This is a genomic window from Niallia sp. Marseille-Q9988 (assembly GCF_976954375.1).
In genome coordinates this window covers 254,505-269,835 of sequence record NZ_CDRJSZ010000007.1, presented here as the reverse complement: position 1 = coordinate 269,835, position 15,331 = coordinate 254,505, and the positions used below count along the sequence as shown (strand labels likewise).

Here is a 15,331-nt window from a genome sequence, read left to right as displayed (position 1 = left end):
CGACATCTATCCTAACAGAGGGGGTTACTGAATAGTATTTCTAGAACACTATTATCTTTATCTTCGTTAATTAGTAAGATACTCTTATATATTGATGACAAGAGTTTTATTCCATAATTATTAATAATGTTGCTATCTAAACAAATATTATTTGGTGAAGGAATAGAAAAGCTTATCGGATGATGTTTTTGTAAATAACTGAGTAACGGTTTATGTTCTGACTCTATAGATGAAGAATCAAAATCTTTTGTGTTAAGTAAATAGAAACTTAACTCTCTCTTCTTAGGTATGATTTCTTTAATTTGTTCAATTGGAGTAGTATTTATTGACAGCATTTCATTAGGATCTCTAACCAACGTATTTATTATTTTTTTCTTATAAAAACTAGTTAAAAAAGGACTTATTTTATTGTTTTTTACCGCATCTCTAAAATAATCAATAGCTTGTTGTTTTGGACTTTCTAATAAAAATGCTATTTTTTTATTACCTTTATAACAATAATATCCTTTATTAAATAAGCATAAAAGATCATCGTAATTGTACTGTTCATGTGAATAAATATATATAAAATCTTGATAATCTTGAGAAATATAATAGTATTTAGCAATTACTAATTGTTGGACTAATGATAGATTATCCGGGATTTCAATAACATCTAAATTTGCTATTTTTTCTTTGTTATCAAAGTAAACTGTTCTGTTATCTTGTCCTAGTTTAGCTGCTTCTTCTCTAGATATTTTCTTTAGATTATTCATTTTCACTTCACTATCTTGAATTTCCCAAGATTCCTTTCAGTATTTTCTTTACAGGTGTCCTCTTAGATTTTCAATCTTATATCCCCATTGATTATTATTGTATGTGAATTCGCCGTCTATTATTTAAAGTCCTTCTTTCACTAAACTGCCCCTTTAGCACCATACGAAAAGGCTCGCCTTCTATTTAAGGAAAGCACCCGTTAGTTTAAACAATATATGCTTTTTATTATTGGTATGAACAGGATATTAAGTTCTTCATATTATTTAGGTAGATTTAGTTGCCACGAAACTCCAAAACGGTCATTTAGCCAGCCAAATTTCTTACTGAATCCATAATCTCCTAGTGGCATAAGAGCTTGTCCACCTTCGATCAGTTTCTGATAAATATTGTCAAGTTCTTCTTCGGTATTACAAGTAACATATATTGAGAACGAAGGTGTGAAGGAAAACTGATGTATTACATTACTGTCACTGCACATAAATTCTTGACCTTTTAAGGTGAAAGTAGCCTGCATGACAGTTCCTTCATCCCCACCTTCATTTGCACCATATCGAACAATATTTGTAATTGCTGAATCCTCAATCAGAGATGTGTAAAAAGTCATTGCTTCTTCTGCTTTGCCATCTTGAAACATTAAAAATGGTGTGACCATTTTTTCCATTATAAATCTACTCCTTTTATTATCTATTTTCTAAATTATAATTCAACTTGTATTATAAATCCATTCTCTTACTAACCTGCCCCTATTGTTACAAACGACATTTATTCTTGAAATACGGCTCTGATAAAAACATAAAGAACTGCAATTTTCCCTGCAGTTCTTTCAGAAATACTTCTTATATAATTCTCGTCTTAATTGTCCACTTAGATAAGCGTAAATCCTTGTTGTTTCACTTTTCTCATGCCCCATCAAGTTTTGAATAACTTCTAATGGTGCTCCATTATTAATTAAGGTGGTTGCATAACTATACCTTAATTGGTGCGGATGTATACACTTACTAATTTTTGCTCTTAACGAAATCTGTTTAATGACATATCTCATTTGTGCAACACCCATTCGGTGTGGGGCACGGAGAGTAACAAATAAAGCCTCCTCATTATCTTTTCTTTCCTCTAGAGTATGAGTAAAATGTTTGTGGGAGAATAAATATCCTTTTTGTCTAGTTGGGGGACGATTCCCCCAACTAGACAAAAAGGCCACCAAGCGAGAGCGCGGTAGCTGGAAAAAATTAAGCATTAAAAAAGAGAGCTTCCTTTTGTAAAGTAGAATTTGACTAGAAAACTACGAAAAGGAGAGGCTCTCATGAATCAATGTAACACAAAAATGCCATCATTAAAAGAATTGGAAAAGACTTTATTTCGAACACTCCAAATGACGTTTCAAGAAATCCTTGTTCAAACGTTAGAAAATTGGGATCAAGAGATTGCCCAGCAACGAGACAAAAGAAGATTTGCTTTACGTGATAAACGAGAAATACGAGTAGATACAGCGTTTGGAGCTGTGGAGCTGAAGCGTAATTATTATTTTGATCGTGTGACCAAAAAATATATTTGTCTATTAGATCACTATTTACAGTTTCAGGGGAATAAGGGATTTAGTCCACTACTAGAAGAATGGGGGTTAGAACTAGCGACGAATGGCTCCTCCTATCGAAAGGCGGTGGAAACGTTCGAACAATTTTTAGGCTATTCGGCGATGAGCCATGAAGCATTACGGCAACATCTTCTTCAAACAAACGTACTTCCCGCTAAGGAAAAACGCCCTTTTCAAAAGGTATTGTTTGTAGAAGTAGATGGATTATATGTGAAGAGTCAAGAAAAGAAAAAGCGTGGATGGGAGTTGAAATTCGCCGCTGTACACGAGGGATGGAAAGAAAACGGAAAGCGAGTCAGGCTCCGAAATAAAAGGCATTTTCTTTATGAAGGAAAAGAACCCTTTTGGGAAGCCTTTGAAACGTTCTTACAGAATCATTATGCGTATGATCCTACCCAAACCTTGCTTATTATTAATGGCGATGGAGCAGGCTGGATAACGGCATGTCGGGAGTATTTTCGGGAACGCGCCTTTTTCACCATGGACCGTTTTCATGTCGCTCGTTCGATGAAGCAACTAATGAAGAGCCATCCTCGATACCGCTACATGAAAAGAGCGTTAAAAAACTACCAGGTAGAAACATTACTTCTAGAGTTGAATAGCGCAGTAGGAACAATGGATACACCAGAAGAAGAAGAAAAACTAGAGCATTTCCTCGGCTTTTTAACGCATCATCAGGAAACCATAAAAGATTACCGTAGTTGGTTACAGGAGAAAGGCTTGGACACGACAGCGTATCGTCCAATGGGAAGTGCAGAGGCAATGATGAATCAATTAGCCAAACGATTAAAGAATGGAAGAGCATGGAGCAAAAAAGGGGTCATGAGCATGGCGCGCTTGTGGATTGGATTGAAGGATGACCTATCCATCCAAACGATATATGGGAAATGGGAAAAAGAAAAAAGCCTAAATACATCAAAGAAAGAACATCGACCGAAAAGAAAAGTACCCACAAAATTAGTAACAGAAACCGTGCGTCAGAACATGCCATACTTAAATCAAGCGATTGGAAAACCCATTCACTTTGCCTTACAGGGATTAAAAGGTTTTTAAAAAAAGAAAAAAACGAAATTTTGATGAAAGAAAACATTTAGAAAACGGATACAAAATTAGAAGTTTTACTTTATAAAAAGGGAGCTAAAAAAAACTCCCACAAAAACTTGACTCAATCCGCGTACCATGTCAATATGAAAATGATAATGAATTGTTATAATATATTAATATATATGTGACCTTTGTTCGTACATATGATACTTTTAAAAATTATATAATTCATCGCTTTATTTTTATAATAAAAAAAGTGCTACTCATACTTGGAGTAACACTGATTGTTTTATATTATTTTCGGAAAACGGCGATTATTAACTTGTTTTCGTTCTCTCGTTAAATGGGGAATAGCAATTGATTAATGTAAAAAGTGGTTTTTTAAGAAACAAAAACAAATACCCTCTTTTTATTCTTTTGAAAACTTCTATCTGACTTAGTATAATCTATCCATCTCATTTGATTAATTCTTGCCATTATCATTAAATCGATTTCCGCTTGTGGTTCATCCATAATTTCTTTAATGGCAGGCATACTGAGGGAAAAGTATTCAGAAGCCTCCTTAAATGGCGATTTTCCGACCATTAGCTCCATAAATTGTTTCTCATTTATGGCCATTTCCTCTAACTCTACTTCTTTACTCTCTATGTATTGATAAATTTCCCGTTTTTTTTCTGGCAAATTGGCAATCGCGCTTCGATAAAAAAATTGAACTACTACAGGATTAACGGAATTCATTTCCTGTTCCTCCATTTTTGATGTGTAGATAAAAGTCGTCAAACCAATAAGCTGACGACTTTTCTTTTTATTCATTACCAGCTGGATTTTTTCACTCCTGGAATCTGTCCTTTATGGGCATATTCTCTAAATGTAATACGGGACATTTTGAATGTTCTCAAATACCCTCTAGGTCTACCAGTCACTTCACATCTGTTTTTTAAGCGGGTCGCTGAAGAATCTCTTGGTAGTTTTCTAAGTGCTTCAATATCTCCTTTTTCTTTTAATTCCATTCGAAGTGCTGCATATTTTTCAACCATTGCTTGCCGTTTTTTTCTTTTACAATTTTTGATTTTTTTGCCATTATTGTTTCCTCCAATACGAAATCATTACGATTTATCGACTATAAAAAATTATTTTGTTTCTCGGTGTAAAGTACGCTTTTTTAAACGTGGGCAATACTTCATCAACTCGATACGGTCTGGATTATTTCGTTTGTTTTTTGTGGTAATATAATTTCTATCTCCTGTTTCTGTACATGCTAAAGTAATTTTCACTCTCATTTTTTCTTCCTCCTAATAAATTTTACTCATTCTGCAAAAAAGGCAGGTAGCGGATCAATGAATTTAGTCCAATCCTTTTTCATTTCCATATCAGTCAATAAACACGCATCTAGCTCTTCTTCCATTTGCTGTTGATTCATGCCAATCCCAATAAACACTAACTCTGTCATGCGATCTCCATAAAGAGGATCCCAACGTTTTTGTAAATCTGGATCTTCTTCTAAAACTTCTTTCTGCTCGCTTTCCGAATAAGTCGCTACCCAATTGCCTGCTCCTTGTATCGTTAAGGATGGACCTGCTTGAGAAAGTAGTCCAGCAATTTCATTTCTCGTAGCCAACCAAATAAATCCTTTCGACCTAACCACTTCAACTGGCCAGTTTACCAACCACTGCATCAATCTAACAGGGTGAAAAGGTTTATTGCTACGATACACAAAGGAAGAAATTCCATATTCCTCTGTCTCCGGAATATGCTCTTCATTTAATTCTTTTATCCAGCCTGCACTTTGACTAGCAGCTTCAAAATCGAATAACCGAGTATATAACACTTGATTTAAGGAAATACGGGAATATTCACTTTCAATGATTTTGGCTTCTGGGTTAAACTTTTGGACTACTGCTTTCAGTTCCTGTAGTTTGCTTTCCGAAACTAAATCCGTTTTATTCAACACAATAACATTCGCAAATTCAATTTGATCGATTAACAAATCTGCTATTTCTCTTTCATCCATTGCATCCACTGCTTGCTTGCGGTCTAAAAGACTTTCACCAGAAGAATAATCATGCCAAAAACGATTAGCATCTAATACAGTAACCATCGTATCTAACTGACAGTATCGGGATAAATCGATACCTACACTCTCATCTACATAGGTAAATGTTTGAGCAACAGGAATCGGTTCGCTAATCCCGCTCGATTCAATGACGATATAATCAATATCACCTAATTGCACAAGCTTTTCCACTTCTAGCATCAAATCTTCCCTAAGTGTACAGCAGATGCAACCATTTTGCATTTCCACCAATTTTTCATCTGTTCTTGAAAAACCCTCCTGTTTCAGCAATGAAGCGTCAATATTTACCTCACTCATATCATTGACAATAACAGCAACCTTTAGGTTTTCCCTATTGGATAAAAGATGATTTAGCAAAGTTGTTTTACCAGACCCGAGATATCCGCTTAAAACGGTAACAGGGATTTTCTTGTTGTTCAATACTCTCACTCCCAAAACAAATCGAAATGATTACGATTTAAAAAATCATTTGTTCTTTGTTCTATTTTTAAAACCCTTCGAACTATTTAATAATAAAACGAAATGATTACGATTTGCAAGTGTTTATAAAGAACTTTTTCATAATTATTTTAATTTGGATGGAAATTTATTGTCTTAAGGGAATTAGCCTTAACTAATTCCCCTTCTTTCTTCTACTATTATGTTAATTTCTCTGCTAGCTTTATACTATTAGTCTCTGTATCAAAAATTCTAGTTCGAATATCATTTTTTGAAAGTAATAAATCATTTCCTTTTTGATCGAAACAGTAAGCAATCGGGATGGAAAAACCACAATTTCGATAGGACCCATCAGCATGGCTTGTCCCTATAATGAAAGCTTTTTCCTTCATTGCTTTTTTTCTTGCTTCTCCAGTCCATTCTTCATATTGTTGCTCACTATACATGCCAACACCTATTGGATTCAAAATAAACTTAACATTTTCATTCTCTAAACCTTCTAATCCTTAAAAATTTCTCTGCAAAGTAAATAGCCTGATGATAATGTGTCATCACTAGTCTTGGATGGTCTATATAACATTTCATTCTCTGGCGTTTTAGCTCTATCTAACATCATCCTTCCAGAACGATTGGCGATAAATGCTCTATCCTTATTATTCTCATCTTTATAACCTGAGACAATATATGTATGATGTTTTTTCGCTAAATGACATACTTCCTCTAAATAATCAGCAGTGAAATAGCCCTCTGGAAATAGAATTACATCCACTTCAGGAAAACTTTCTAATTCCACTAATAATTGTTGTAAGCTCTTTTCCATTTTTGGCTGGCCAATTAGGATTTTCATTTTTCCCTCCTGATAACTAGATTTTTCTATTAAATTATTATTTTTTAGAACTCCTATAAAACATATTACCTATATTATTTGATAAAATAAAGAATAATTTGAAAATAATAATTATCGAATTTATTATTTAAGATATAGAAATCTGCTTTCATTTACTGATTAGGATTATAATTATTATTTGTGTTTTTATCTATATGGTTGCTCGAGAAAAATTAATTACAGAAAAGGAAGAGATTTGATAATGAAGATTACCTACAGTATTCTAAGAGAGCTTCACAAGGGTATCGACTTACCAAAACCAAAAGACTATTGTTTAAAACAGCGGGAATTTGAAAATTTTATCTTTTTTTTAGAAAAGGAAGGATATATTGAAAGAGTACTTAGAATCGATACCTTTTTCTCACTAAAGCCAGCTAGACTAACGAAAAAAGGAGATAAATTTTTAGAAAGCCACCAATACTTAGAGGATTCTTATCCGGATAAACAAGATATGATGAAATGGCTCCAAGCGGAAAAGGAAATGTACTCTAATGGAGCTGATGAGGAGGATTAATAATTTAACAAAGGAGCTCCAAGACTTTATTGCAATCTAATTTCATCAAGGAGCTGGCAACTACATTTACTTTTTCCACTACCATTTTTTTAATATCGAATTAGTATTTACTTTACTATTAGTCATATTACCCTTAACCTGCTTCAAGGTTGCCACAATAAGAAAGCTAACAATCACCAATAACAGCCATGAGCTCACCTTTCCCAGATGAACGAGACTCCAGGCATCTCTTTGGTTTGGATATTCCCATGCACTGAAATATGTAGCAATGTTTTCTGCTATCCAAATAAAAAATCCAATCAATAAAAAGGAGAGGGCTAGTGGCATACGATATCTAATACCATTTACCTTGTATAATACCCAGGACTTCCAAAACACGATTAGTACCAATCCAGATAAATACCAACGAATGTCCAGCCAATAATGATGGGTAAAAAAATTCAAATAAATGGCTGCACTAAGAGGAACAACAACTAAAAATGGTGGCCAATTTACTAGCTCTACCTCTAATCGCCTCCATGCCTGACAGAGAAAACTCGCTACACTTGCGTACATAAAGCCGCTATATAATGGGACGCCAAATATTTTTGTATAGCCGTCTTCAGGATAAGACCAGGAACCCATATGTACTTTAAAAAGCTCCAGCGCAAGTCCGATTAAATGGAAAACGGTTATCACCTTTAACTCATCTATCGTTTCAAGACCGGTGCGTACCATTAGCCACTGCATCAAAAGGCAGATAAGTAGCAGCCAATCGTATCTTGGTATCAAGGGAAGTTCTATCATTTTAGTGAGTGCCAAAGAAACAAAAATAACGACAGGAAATATACAAGATAATGCTTGTTCCCAACCAAAATAGATAAGCTGCTTTAGACCTTTCATCATTAGATTTCTCCATCATTTCTATATTCCAAAATATCACCAGGTTGGCAATCCAACGCTTCACAAATTGCATCCAGTGTGGATATCCGGATTGCTTTTGCCTTGCCATTTTTCAAGATAGAAAGATTCGCCATTGTAATTCCAACCTTTTCCGATAGTTCAGTCACACTCATTTTCCTTTTTGCTAACATCACATCAATATTGATTATAATTGCCATTTATATCACCTCAAACGATTAAGTCATTTTCTGATTTTATATCAATTGCCTCTTTTAATAGCTTTTGAAGTACGGCAGCAAAAACGGCAATCACCATCGAAGCAAAAATCAGAATCAGTCCCATTAAAATGATCCCAGGGGCATCATCCACTTCTGCTATAAGGTAAAATAACGGCAAACCCAACACAAAAATAGCACTAATGGAGATGGCACAGTTTTTTATTTTCTTTAATGCATTTACCGATAAATCCGAGAATGCGTCATTCCTATCAATATAGTTTAACAGTTTAAATGCTTGATACAATGCAAAGTAGAAAGGAATAGCTGCAGCATAAAAATCAAGCATTATTAGATATTTTATATAAGCATTATTTGGATACAATTCAGCAGCAAATTTTCCGATTTCCGGTACTAAAAAAATGCATAATGCAAGAATGGGTACTCCAATAAGAATAACAGCAATCTTTAAAAAGAGCGTTGAAACCTGTTTCATCAAAAACACCTCACTTATTTATTTCTATTTGAATTTACCATATCATTTATCGTTTTACAATAAATTATTATCATTTTATACACTTTTTTTATTGTTTTTTTTAAAGCAAAATAAAAAGCATTTCTTAGCAAGAGAAATACTTAAAAATTAGATTTATTATCTATATTATTTTTCAATGGGTAGCTATCCTGTTACAAACATAAAGTCTTGGACAAATACTGAAACGGCCTTTAAATCAACCCGATGACTTTTATACAATGCTTTTGCCTTCTTTAATTCTCTTTTCATTTGAGGTGAAATTTCTTCTGCTTCTTTTAACGAAAGATCCCCAATTAACAGATCAATCGCTATTTTTCTTATGTTTTCTTCACAAGACTGATGCAAAATGTAGGAAATACAGCTAATTTGGTCCATCCATACACCTCTCTAAACATATTTTTATGTATTATTCTATGTTTAGACAGAATATTCCTTCTTTATTTGCCATTCGTAAATCAGGGCAATTCAAATCTGTCTTTTACAAACAATTTGAATTAGGTTCCCATCGAATTCTTGCACCCACCTTGCGCGTAAATCTTTTAAAAAATCATGTGGGACAGATAACATGGTAGCGCCATTATCTATTACATATTGAATAGCGATCTGTATCTTTTGTCCATAACACGATTTCTTATTAGGCATTTTATAGCTCTTTATTACGCTTATTCTTTCAGTATAAAAAGGAGGTTGTACTTCATTCGTGTGAAATCAGTACAATCCTCCCATTGAAATCATTCATTTCTTGCAAACAAACTTATGCGAGCCATCACAATTGGGCATTTTTTGAGATAATCCACAAATACAGTCATTTAAGCCCTTGCCATTTAGAATTCTTTCCATTGCTTTTTCAATCCTTGCAACTCTAGTTTTGGATTGCTTTGGTTGAGAAAAATGAAGAATGTATGCTCTTTGTCGTCCTGGCGTCAATGCTTCAAAGGCAGTTTTCAATTCTGGAATTTCTTCAAATTTCGTTTCAAGTTCTTCTGGAATGATGTATTCTTTGTGCTCTTTTATCGTTACTTCCAAACCGGATTTTTCCACTTCAATTGCTTCATGAATATATTCTTTTATGACAGATTCCAATTTCACTATATCCTGTAAGCTAGTAAATCGAATTTGCCTTGCTGCTTGTACATTCTCCGTTTGTTGGATTAGAATTCCTTGAGGATCTTTTAACAGAGCACCTTTATGAAATAAAAGGGCACAATATTCTTTGAATCCATGTATTAATACAATATTTTTATTCTTTATTGTGTAACAAGGATGCATCCATTTAAATTCTTCCACAAGCTCTTCACACTCAAGAACAATTTGTCTTAACTTCACATATTCTTCCTTCCACGGACTATCTTTACTTAAAAATTCCTCTACTTTAGGATTTAGTTTCCTATTTGCCATCTAATAAACCCCTTCTACATTTTACTCTTTTCTCCAAAATGTCATGCAATCTGCTTTATCAGTAATATTAAACTCGATCATTTTCTCAAGTAAGGAGAAATCAACCGGGCTTTCCCACTTAATTCGTACCAACTGCTTGGTATGATCATAACCAGCTTGTACAATTGCATCAGAAAATTGGATGATTCCAGCTCTTTCAGGTGCGACTGCCAAATGATGTTTTGCAACGCTAAAGCCAATTATGTATGTATCATGATCTGTGAACATCGGCTGATTCCAGGCAATTCTCGTTACTAAACTAGGGAAATTATTTGTTACCCACTCCAAAACCTCTTTTGTTCTAGCACGATGCGCTGGATTAGCAATGCGTTCTAAATATTCTGCAAAAACTTCCATAATCAGCCTCCAAAAAATCAATCTTGCCTTTTTTGATTCTAGTCTACCATATCTTTCATTCATTTGGTATTCTGATTACAAAGAAGGTGAGAGTCGCGATTTAGTAAAATTTAAGTGAAAATACTAAATGCAGAGCATCCTAGCTTCTATCCCATAATATCAATAAACAATTATCTGGAGGTATGCATGGACGAGAAAAATTGTGACATAATACACCCTAATGGCGTAAAAGAAAAGAAACTGGATCTAATAGTTGAGGATACGATTAAGTATCATGCTAACGGAATAACAATTTGGTCAAAAGGAAAGATTATTGATGATACACCTGATGGCTATTGGGAATGGTATCGTATAGATGGGACAATAAAGCGTTCAGGCTACTTTAACATGGGCGATCCTGTTGGGGAGTGGATCACCTATGACGGCAAAGGCCAAAAATACAAAACCACCAACCGGGATAAAAAATAGGCTTAACAAGTGTTTAAGCCTATTTTACATAAAATGACTGCACTTTAATGTTTTTTATTTGTTAATGTAGTTATCGAATGCAAAGTATATCTTTCTAAATTCGTAGTTCATTTGTCGCATAATTGCTCTTAATACATCTTCATACCTTCTGACTCCCTATTTGCATTATGTAAGGTTATTCCTAAGAACATAGATATGGAGAGTAGATGTAGGAAACGAATTTCTGCAACAGTTAGAACAGCGAAAGCATTATTTAATTCCCAATATTATTTTATGAACTCCCTGATTGTAGTCATGCCTATTTCCTAGTTCAAATTTGGCACTTGCTGAATTCGGATACTTTATAACTATATCAAAAATATAATCTAAAAGTTCGATCTCGTTCTTTTTATATAACCAACCGTTTTCTACAAGCATATCAAAATCCCCACTCTTTTTTAAACATACTCTAAACGCTAAGCTGAGAAATATACTGCACTTATACCAACGTAAATTAATACTGAAACGATGATAAATGCTGAAAGAAGATCCACTTACTCAAGCTAGTCCAATTATTCATCCATCCCCACCTTTTTTTATTCACATCAAACCAGAAACAATCGATGAGAACAGTCAAATCGATAATGATAATCACGATAATCGGATTCATTCTTATCCCCTCCTTTATTATCAGTATATGAAAAGTCATTCCTTTTAATCTTATCCAAAAGTTATTTGGCCATTTAGTTGAAATCGAATCTTTTTTCCTCCTAATTTTGTTATATTAAGTAATATAAATAAAATTCAGTATTATTATTATTATGCATAAGGAGAAACATTTCATATGAAGGAAATTATATTTGTCACAACCAACAAAGGGAAAATTGCATCGGCAGAAAAGGAATTGAAAAATATTAAAGTAACGCCAATACAGGAAGAGTTAAGCGAGCCACGAACAGATGATATTAAAGAAATCGCTAGACAAAAAGTATTGCAAGCATATGAAATCGTTAAGCAGCCTTGCATCGCTTTAGATTCCGGCTTTTTTATCGAAGAATTAAATGGTTTTCCAAGGGCTTATGTAAACCATATGCTAGATACGATAGGTATTACTGGCATATTGAAATTACTAAGAGAAGAAAATAATCGCGCTTGTGAATTTAGGTCTTGTTTAGCTTACTTTGATGGAGAACAAATAACATTCTTTGAGAGTAAATCACCAGGAACTATTTCTGAAGATATAAGAGGATTAGATAATGATAAGAAATGGTCTGATCTTTGGTATATATTTATTCCAAAGAATTTTGATAAAACACTTGCCGAATTTACAGAAGATGATTTTCATAGATATGAAGAAAAGAAAGAAGAATCTTGTATTAGTAAATTTGGTAAATGGTTTGAAGGATTATGATGAATATGGTCAGACCATTTTTTAAGGAACCCAATATTTTTTGGGTTCCTTTTCTCTTCTAAATAGTGTTTACATATAAGATTATTTTAACGGAACTTCAATTTCTAAATCTTTCAATATTTCAGGAGCTTCTTCCTGCATATATTCAATCGTTAGTTCTTTTTTAGAAATATTCATAAATGCTTCTTCGACAATATAATGATCCTTCTTTTTAAAGGTTATGGATGTTTTAGCACCATAATATACTTTTCCCAAATGATCCTTTAACGTAAAATAGTTTGAATGCAGAAATGGAAATTGGCTATTTAATTCATAGGTTAACGTCATTACATTGCCCGTATATTTAACCCCAATAATGTTGATTTTGCCCAATTCTCCCAAATCTAATTTAGTATCTTTTCCTCTAAATGGTTTTTCAATTGGATTATAAGTCCAAATATTTTGGACTATCATTGGTTGAATCGTCACCGAATCTGTATTTTTTTCATCCAACCCTTCAAATGATTCCTGAATAGAATCCATTACTTCCATATTATCCTTTATTGTGATTCCACCATAGCCATGTGTATTATAAATCCAAGGTATTACTTCTCCCTCATTTGTGATTAATCGGAACATTAGCATGTTATCATCGTTTTCCGTCACCGGACGTTTATAGCTCATATTAACTACTGTCGTGATTGGCGTTCTTTTTATTTCCTTTACTGTGAATTCGCTCTCCTTGCTTTGTCGAGTAATCATTGGTGTAATCGTCTCTACGTTTTCCGTTTTGGTAAGTTTAAATTCAAATTGAAAGATTTCATACTTTCCGTTTATTACTACTGCATAGTAGGGCTGAACTTCAATTTCCTTTGGTAATTCCTTATGTTTAATGAAATTTACTGTTCCAATCCCGGCTACTTTATTGGGAGTCACCAATTCATAATTACCATCTGTTAACTTCCCTATACCAGCTCTTGCTTCTTCCTTTAAGGAAACATTTAGGTTATCAATCTGATAATCTCTAATTGGTTCCTTTGATTCCACTACATAACTAAAGGATATTCTTTCTCCATCATAAATTGCTTCCTCTATCGTCATTTCTGCTTCATTACTTTTTGAAGTAGCTATAATATTCGATACTAATTGGCTGTCCTTCCCTTTCTTTAATCCGCCATCTCCATATGCTTTGAAAATAGATTCTATAAAAGGGAGAGAGGAGAGTGTATTTGCAAGAGTTGGTGATAATTTTGGAAAAGTAAGCAGCATGGAAATAAATAAACAAAAAATAATAGCAGCTACGATATGCTTTTTATATAAAACAATTATGTTAGGACGACTAGATTTCTCTTCCTTCACCATTTTTACTGCTGTTAGAACTTTTTTTCTGTCCCTTTCAGAAAAATGAACATCCTTCATCACATTTCCTAGTGTTTCTTTTATAAATTTGGAATCATTCTTCATCTGAATTCCTCCTTTTTTAGAAATGGCAAGAGATTTTTTCTGCCTCTTCTCAATCTCGTTTTAGCTGTATTCTTAGAGATTTGTAGAATGTCTGCAATTTCATTAATATCTAGCTCCTCGTAGTAATATAAGAGGATTACTTCTGCATATTTTGGTGGAAGACTTAAAATTATATTTTTCAGTTCCGCCTGCATCGTTTGATACATTACTTCCTCTTCTGGTGACGGCATAGTATCACTCTTATGATTGATATCTTTCTTAAATAAGATAAACCGCCTAAAATAGGCACTTTTCACATGATCTTTACACTTATTGATTGTGATACGGTAAAGCCATGTTTTTAATTTAGCTTCTCCTTTAAACGTCTTTAAATGGGTATAACACTTAATAAAAACAGTTTGGACAATGTCTTTTGCCGTTTCACTATCTTTAACATATGTATAAGCTAATCTTGTCAGTTCGTCTCCATACAAAATCATAATTTCTTCTAACAGTTCATCTAATTCATTCTCCTCTAGCTCTCTTAATAATGAATGTTCTAGTCTTTTAGAAATCAAGTCATTCCCCCCTTACAGATTCGCTAGTTAGACGATATGGATTTACTATAGGATTCACTTTTTATCGTTAATAATTATCTTCCGTAATTATAGCACCCTTATTTCCCTCATCATGCGATAGTTGGAAAACAAATAAGCTGAATTCTCCCATGAATTCAGCAATTATTTGGAACTTTGAGATTAAATAGACAAAATTGTTCATGTTAGGAATGACCACTCTCTAAAACACTAATAATAGGTAAAATAAAAACTTCACAAATGTCGGAAGCGCTTCGAATATCATATACATTCTCCTAACCTATTCGATTATCTAATATATAATATATGAAGCGGCTATCGATATGTAAACGCTATCTTGTTACCTAATATTAAAATTCCCACAAAAAAACTCTCAAACAGAGAGTTTCCTTAACTTACTTTATAAAATTTATCGATTTTGCCAGCTAAAATTCTTAGAAAGTTATTAATTGTCATATTTTCTATTTTTTAGAATACCATGACAATTTATTTCCCATATCTTCCCCATCATAATTAACATTTAATGGGACATATCCTTTTGATTTGGACGATAAAGTATGATCGAAGGCAATAATTAATACTTTCCCCTCAGGTGTTTCTAATTTGACCTTGTACCTTGGAAATTTGTATTCAGAACTATACTTAACACCTTTAATCTTAGCCTTAGTTTTCATACATTCTCCTTTTCAAGTGTGTCTATTTACTATTATAGCTTAAATAAAG

General features: G+C 33.4%; 22 protein-coding genes and 2 pseudogenes. 4 read left to right on the top strand and 20 right to left on the bottom strand.

Annotated elements, in window-relative coordinates:
- Positions 1–11: 11 nt before the first annotated feature.
- The 3 genes and pseudogenes from ACWNMZ_RS14990 to ACWNMZ_RS14980 form a co-directional block, all read right to left on the bottom strand.
- The gene (locus ACWNMZ_RS14990) at positions 12–755 is read right to left on the bottom strand and encodes a hypothetical protein (protein WP_031540343.1); all 744 of its coding nucleotides are present in this window, start codon (positions 753–755) and stop codon (positions 12–14) included.
- Positions 756–1,015: 260 nt separating this feature from the next.
- Entirely contained in the window at positions 1,016–1,417 is a 402-nt protein-coding gene (locus ACWNMZ_RS14985) for a VOC family protein (protein ID WP_031540344.1), read from the bottom strand.
- Positions 1,418–1,579: 162 nt separating this feature from the next.
- A pseudogene (locus ACWNMZ_RS14980) lies at positions 1,580–1,873 on the bottom strand (tyrosine-type recombinase/integrase); the annotation flags it as partial.
- A 186-nt stretch (positions 1,874–2,059) separates the two neighbouring features.
- Between ACWNMZ_RS14980 and ACWNMZ_RS14975 the strand changes: the two are divergent.
- The gene (locus tag ACWNMZ_RS14975; protein WP_449598670.1) at positions 2,060–3,403 is read left to right on the top strand and encodes an ISLre2 family transposase; all 1,344 of its coding nucleotides are present in this window, start codon (positions 2,060–2,062) and stop codon (positions 3,401–3,403) included.
- 372 nt (positions 3,404–3,775) lie between these two features.
- On the opposite strand, the gene ACWNMZ_RS14970 is transcribed toward ACWNMZ_RS14975, so the two are convergent.
- The 6 genes and pseudogenes from ACWNMZ_RS14970 to ACWNMZ_RS14945 all read right to left on the bottom strand — a co-directional run bounded on the left by ACWNMZ_RS14970 (position 3,776) and on the right by ACWNMZ_RS14945 (position 6,753).
- Entirely contained in the window at positions 3,776–4,207 is a 432-nt protein-coding gene (locus ACWNMZ_RS14970; protein WP_449598669.1) for a hypothetical protein, read from the bottom strand.
- A pseudogene (rpsN, locus tag ACWNMZ_RS14965) lies at positions 4,207–4,475 on the bottom strand (30S ribosomal protein S14). Before rpsN ends, ACWNMZ_RS14970 begins: the two are co-directional and overlap by 1 nt.
- 49 nt (positions 4,476–4,524) lie before the next feature.
- Positions 4,525–4,674, bottom strand: a complete 150-nt coding sequence (rpmG, locus tag ACWNMZ_RS14960) for a 50S ribosomal protein L33 (RefSeq protein WP_016203575.1) — start codon at positions 4,672–4,674, stop codon at positions 4,525–4,527.
- A gap of 26 nt (positions 4,675–4,700) precedes the next feature.
- The gene (locus tag ACWNMZ_RS14955; RefSeq protein ID WP_235252800.1) at positions 4,701–5,888 is read right to left on the bottom strand and encodes a GTP-binding protein; all 1,188 of its coding nucleotides are present in this window, start codon (positions 5,886–5,888) and stop codon (positions 4,701–4,703) included.
- A 218-nt stretch (positions 5,889–6,106) separates the two neighbouring features.
- Positions 6,107–6,352 carry a hypothetical protein gene (locus tag ACWNMZ_RS14950; protein ID WP_231512608.1) on the bottom strand — a complete coding sequence of 82 codons (246 nt, stop codon included), beginning with the start codon at positions 6,350–6,352 and terminating at the stop codon, positions 6,107–6,109.
- A gap of 53 nt (positions 6,353–6,405) precedes the next feature.
- Complete coding sequence (locus tag ACWNMZ_RS14945; RefSeq protein WP_231512609.1) at positions 6,406–6,753, bottom strand: carbon-nitrogen hydrolase family protein; 348 nt, start codon at positions 6,751–6,753, stop codon at positions 6,406–6,408.
- Between the two features lie 241 nt (positions 6,754–6,994).
- Between ACWNMZ_RS14945 and ACWNMZ_RS14940 the strand changes: the two genes are divergently transcribed.
- Complete coding sequence (locus ACWNMZ_RS14940; protein ID WP_031540113.1) at positions 6,995–7,306, top strand: hypothetical protein; 312 nt, start codon at positions 6,995–6,997, stop codon at positions 7,304–7,306.
- 78 nt (positions 7,307–7,384) lie between these two features.
- On the opposite strand, the gene ACWNMZ_RS14935 is transcribed toward ACWNMZ_RS14940, so the two are convergent.
- The 7 genes from ACWNMZ_RS14935 to ACWNMZ_RS14905 all read right to left on the bottom strand — a co-directional run bounded on the left by ACWNMZ_RS14935 (position 7,385) and on the right by ACWNMZ_RS14905 (position 10,732).
- On the bottom strand, positions 7,385–8,188 hold the full coding sequence (locus ACWNMZ_RS14935; protein ID WP_031540114.1) for a DUF817 domain-containing protein: 804 nt from the start codon (positions 8,186–8,188) through the stop codon (positions 7,385–7,387).
- A gap of 2 nt (positions 8,189–8,190) precedes the next feature.
- Positions 8,191–8,406, bottom strand: a complete 216-nt coding sequence (locus ACWNMZ_RS14930; protein ID WP_031540115.1) for a helix-turn-helix domain-containing protein — start codon at positions 8,404–8,406, stop codon at positions 8,191–8,193.
- A 10-nt stretch (positions 8,407–8,416) separates the two neighbouring features.
- Positions 8,417–8,899: a DUF2975 domain-containing protein gene (locus ACWNMZ_RS14925; RefSeq protein WP_031540116.1), complete on the bottom strand. Its 483-nt coding sequence runs from the start codon at positions 8,897–8,899 to the stop codon at positions 8,417–8,419.
- A gap of 183 nt (positions 8,900–9,082) precedes the next feature.
- On the bottom strand, positions 9,083–9,313 hold the full coding sequence (locus ACWNMZ_RS14920) for a hypothetical protein (RefSeq protein WP_031540117.1): 231 nt from the start codon (positions 9,311–9,313) through the stop codon (positions 9,083–9,085).
- A 90-nt stretch (positions 9,314–9,403) separates the two neighbouring features.
- Complete coding sequence (locus ACWNMZ_RS14915; protein ID WP_155986791.1) at positions 9,404–9,580, bottom strand: hypothetical protein; 177 nt, start codon at positions 9,578–9,580, stop codon at positions 9,404–9,406.
- A gap of 93 nt (positions 9,581–9,673) precedes the next feature.
- Positions 9,674–10,336: a DUF1801 domain-containing protein gene (locus ACWNMZ_RS14910; protein ID WP_081836734.1), complete on the bottom strand. Its 663-nt coding sequence runs from the start codon at positions 10,334–10,336 to the stop codon at positions 9,674–9,676.
- A gap of 21 nt (positions 10,337–10,357) precedes the next feature.
- Entirely contained in the window at positions 10,358–10,732 is a 375-nt protein-coding gene (locus tag ACWNMZ_RS14905) for an iron chaperone (protein WP_031540119.1), read from the bottom strand.
- 186 nt (positions 10,733–10,918) lie between these two features.
- On the opposite strand from ACWNMZ_RS14905, the gene ACWNMZ_RS14900 reads away from it, so the two are divergent.
- Positions 10,919–11,200 carry a toxin-antitoxin system YwqK family antitoxin gene (locus ACWNMZ_RS14900; protein WP_031540120.1) on the top strand — a complete coding sequence of 94 codons (282 nt, stop codon included), beginning with the start codon at positions 10,919–10,921 and terminating at the stop codon, positions 11,198–11,200.
- Positions 11,201–11,693: 493 nt separating this feature from the next.
- On the opposite strand, the gene ACWNMZ_RS14895 is transcribed toward ACWNMZ_RS14900, so the two are convergent.
- A complete protein-coding gene (locus ACWNMZ_RS14895) occupies positions 11,694–11,849 on the bottom strand; it encodes a hypothetical protein (protein ID WP_155986793.1) in 156 nt (51 codons plus the stop codon).
- 174 nt (positions 11,850–12,023) lie between these two features.
- Between ACWNMZ_RS14895 and ACWNMZ_RS14890 the strand changes: the two genes are divergently transcribed.
- Entirely contained in the window at positions 12,024–12,590 is a 567-nt protein-coding gene (locus ACWNMZ_RS14890) for a non-canonical purine NTP pyrophosphatase (RefSeq protein WP_031535834.1), read from the top strand.
- An 81-nt stretch (positions 12,591–12,671) separates the two neighbouring features.
- On the opposite strand, the gene ACWNMZ_RS14885 is transcribed toward ACWNMZ_RS14890, so the two are convergent.
- The 3 genes from ACWNMZ_RS14885 to ACWNMZ_RS14875 form a co-directional block, all read right to left on the bottom strand.
- Entirely contained in the window at positions 12,672–14,033 is a 1,362-nt protein-coding gene (locus tag ACWNMZ_RS14885; RefSeq protein ID WP_251629457.1) for a DUF4179 domain-containing protein, read from the bottom strand.
- Positions 14,030–14,590 (bottom strand): sigma-70 family RNA polymerase sigma factor, encoded by a 561-nt coding sequence (locus tag ACWNMZ_RS14880; protein WP_231512508.1) that lies wholly within the window; start codon positions 14,588–14,590, stop codon positions 14,030–14,032. Before ACWNMZ_RS14880 ends, ACWNMZ_RS14885 begins: the two co-directional genes overlap by 4 nt.
- Positions 14,591–15,069: 479 nt before the next feature.
- Complete coding sequence (locus ACWNMZ_RS14875) at positions 15,070–15,282, bottom strand: hypothetical protein (RefSeq protein WP_449598668.1); 213 nt, start codon at positions 15,280–15,282, stop codon at positions 15,070–15,072.
- Between the last annotated feature and the right edge of the window lie 49 nt (positions 15,283–15,331).

What these genes read in the sequence shown, in the direction of transcription:
- ACWNMZ_RS14990 (WP_031540343.1), bottom strand. Translation starts at nt 755, where the DNA reads ATGAATAATCTAAAGAAAATATCTAGAGAAGAAGCAGCTAAACTAGGA.
- ACWNMZ_RS14985 (WP_031540344.1), bottom strand. Translation starts at nt 1,417, where the DNA reads ATGGAAAAAATGGTCACACCATTTTTAATGTTTCAAGATGGCAAAGCA.
- ACWNMZ_RS14975 (WP_449598670.1), top strand. Translation starts at nt 2,060, where the DNA reads ATGAATCAATGTAACACAAAAATGCCATCATTAAAAGAATTGGAAAAG.
- ACWNMZ_RS14970 (WP_449598669.1), bottom strand. Translation starts at nt 4,207, where the DNA reads ATGAATAAAAAGAAAAGTCGTCAGCTTATTGGTTTGACGACTTTTATC.
- rpmG (WP_016203575.1), bottom strand. Translation starts at nt 4,674, where the DNA reads ATGAGAGTGAAAATTACTTTAGCATGTACAGAAACAGGAGATAGAAAT.
- ACWNMZ_RS14950 (WP_231512608.1), bottom strand. Translation starts at nt 6,352, where the DNA reads ATGTATAGTGAGCAACAATATGAAGAATGGACTGGAGAAGCAAGAAAA.
- ACWNMZ_RS14945 (WP_231512609.1), bottom strand. Translation starts at nt 6,753, where the DNA reads ATGAAAATCCTAATTGGCCAGCCAAAAATGGAAAAGAGCTTACAACAA.
- ACWNMZ_RS14940 (WP_031540113.1), top strand. Translation starts at nt 6,995, where the DNA reads ATGAAGATTACCTACAGTATTCTAAGAGAGCTTCACAAGGGTATCGAC.
- ACWNMZ_RS14935 (WP_031540114.1), bottom strand. Translation starts at nt 8,188, where the DNA reads ATGAAAGGTCTAAAGCAGCTTATCTATTTTGGTTGGGAACAAGCATTA.
- ACWNMZ_RS14930 (WP_031540115.1), bottom strand. Translation starts at nt 8,406, where the DNA reads ATGGCAATTATAATCAATATTGATGTGATGTTAGCAAAAAGGAAAATG.
- ACWNMZ_RS14925 (WP_031540116.1), bottom strand. Translation starts at nt 8,899, where the DNA reads ATGAAACAGGTTTCAACGCTCTTTTTAAAGATTGCTGTTATTCTTATT.
- ACWNMZ_RS14920 (WP_031540117.1), bottom strand. Translation starts at nt 9,313, where the DNA reads ATGGACCAAATTAGCTGTATTTCCTACATTTTGCATCAGTCTTGTGAA.
- ACWNMZ_RS14915 (WP_155986791.1), bottom strand. Translation starts at nt 9,580, where the DNA reads ATGCCTAATAAGAAATCGTGTTATGGACAAAAGATACAGATCGCTATT.
- ACWNMZ_RS14910 (WP_081836734.1), bottom strand. Translation starts at nt 10,336, where the DNA reads ATGGCAAATAGGAAACTAAATCCTAAAGTAGAGGAATTTTTAAGTAAA.
- ACWNMZ_RS14905 (WP_031540119.1), bottom strand. Translation starts at nt 10,732, where the DNA reads ATGGAAGTTTTTGCAGAATATTTAGAACGCATTGCTAATCCAGCGCAT.
- ACWNMZ_RS14900 (WP_031540120.1), top strand. Translation starts at nt 10,919, where the DNA reads ATGGACGAGAAAAATTGTGACATAATACACCCTAATGGCGTAAAAGAA.
- ACWNMZ_RS14895 (WP_155986793.1), bottom strand. Translation starts at nt 11,849, where the DNA reads ATGAATCCGATTATCGTGATTATCATTATCGATTTGACTGTTCTCATC.
- ACWNMZ_RS14890 (WP_031535834.1), top strand. Translation starts at nt 12,024, where the DNA reads ATGAAGGAAATTATATTTGTCACAACCAACAAAGGGAAAATTGCATCG.
- ACWNMZ_RS14885 (WP_251629457.1), bottom strand. Translation starts at nt 14,033, where the DNA reads ATGAAGAATGATTCCAAATTTATAAAAGAAACACTAGGAAATGTGATG.
- ACWNMZ_RS14875 (WP_449598668.1), bottom strand. Translation starts at nt 15,282, where the DNA reads ATGAAAACTAAGGCTAAGATTAAAGGTGTTAAGTATAGTTCTGAATAC.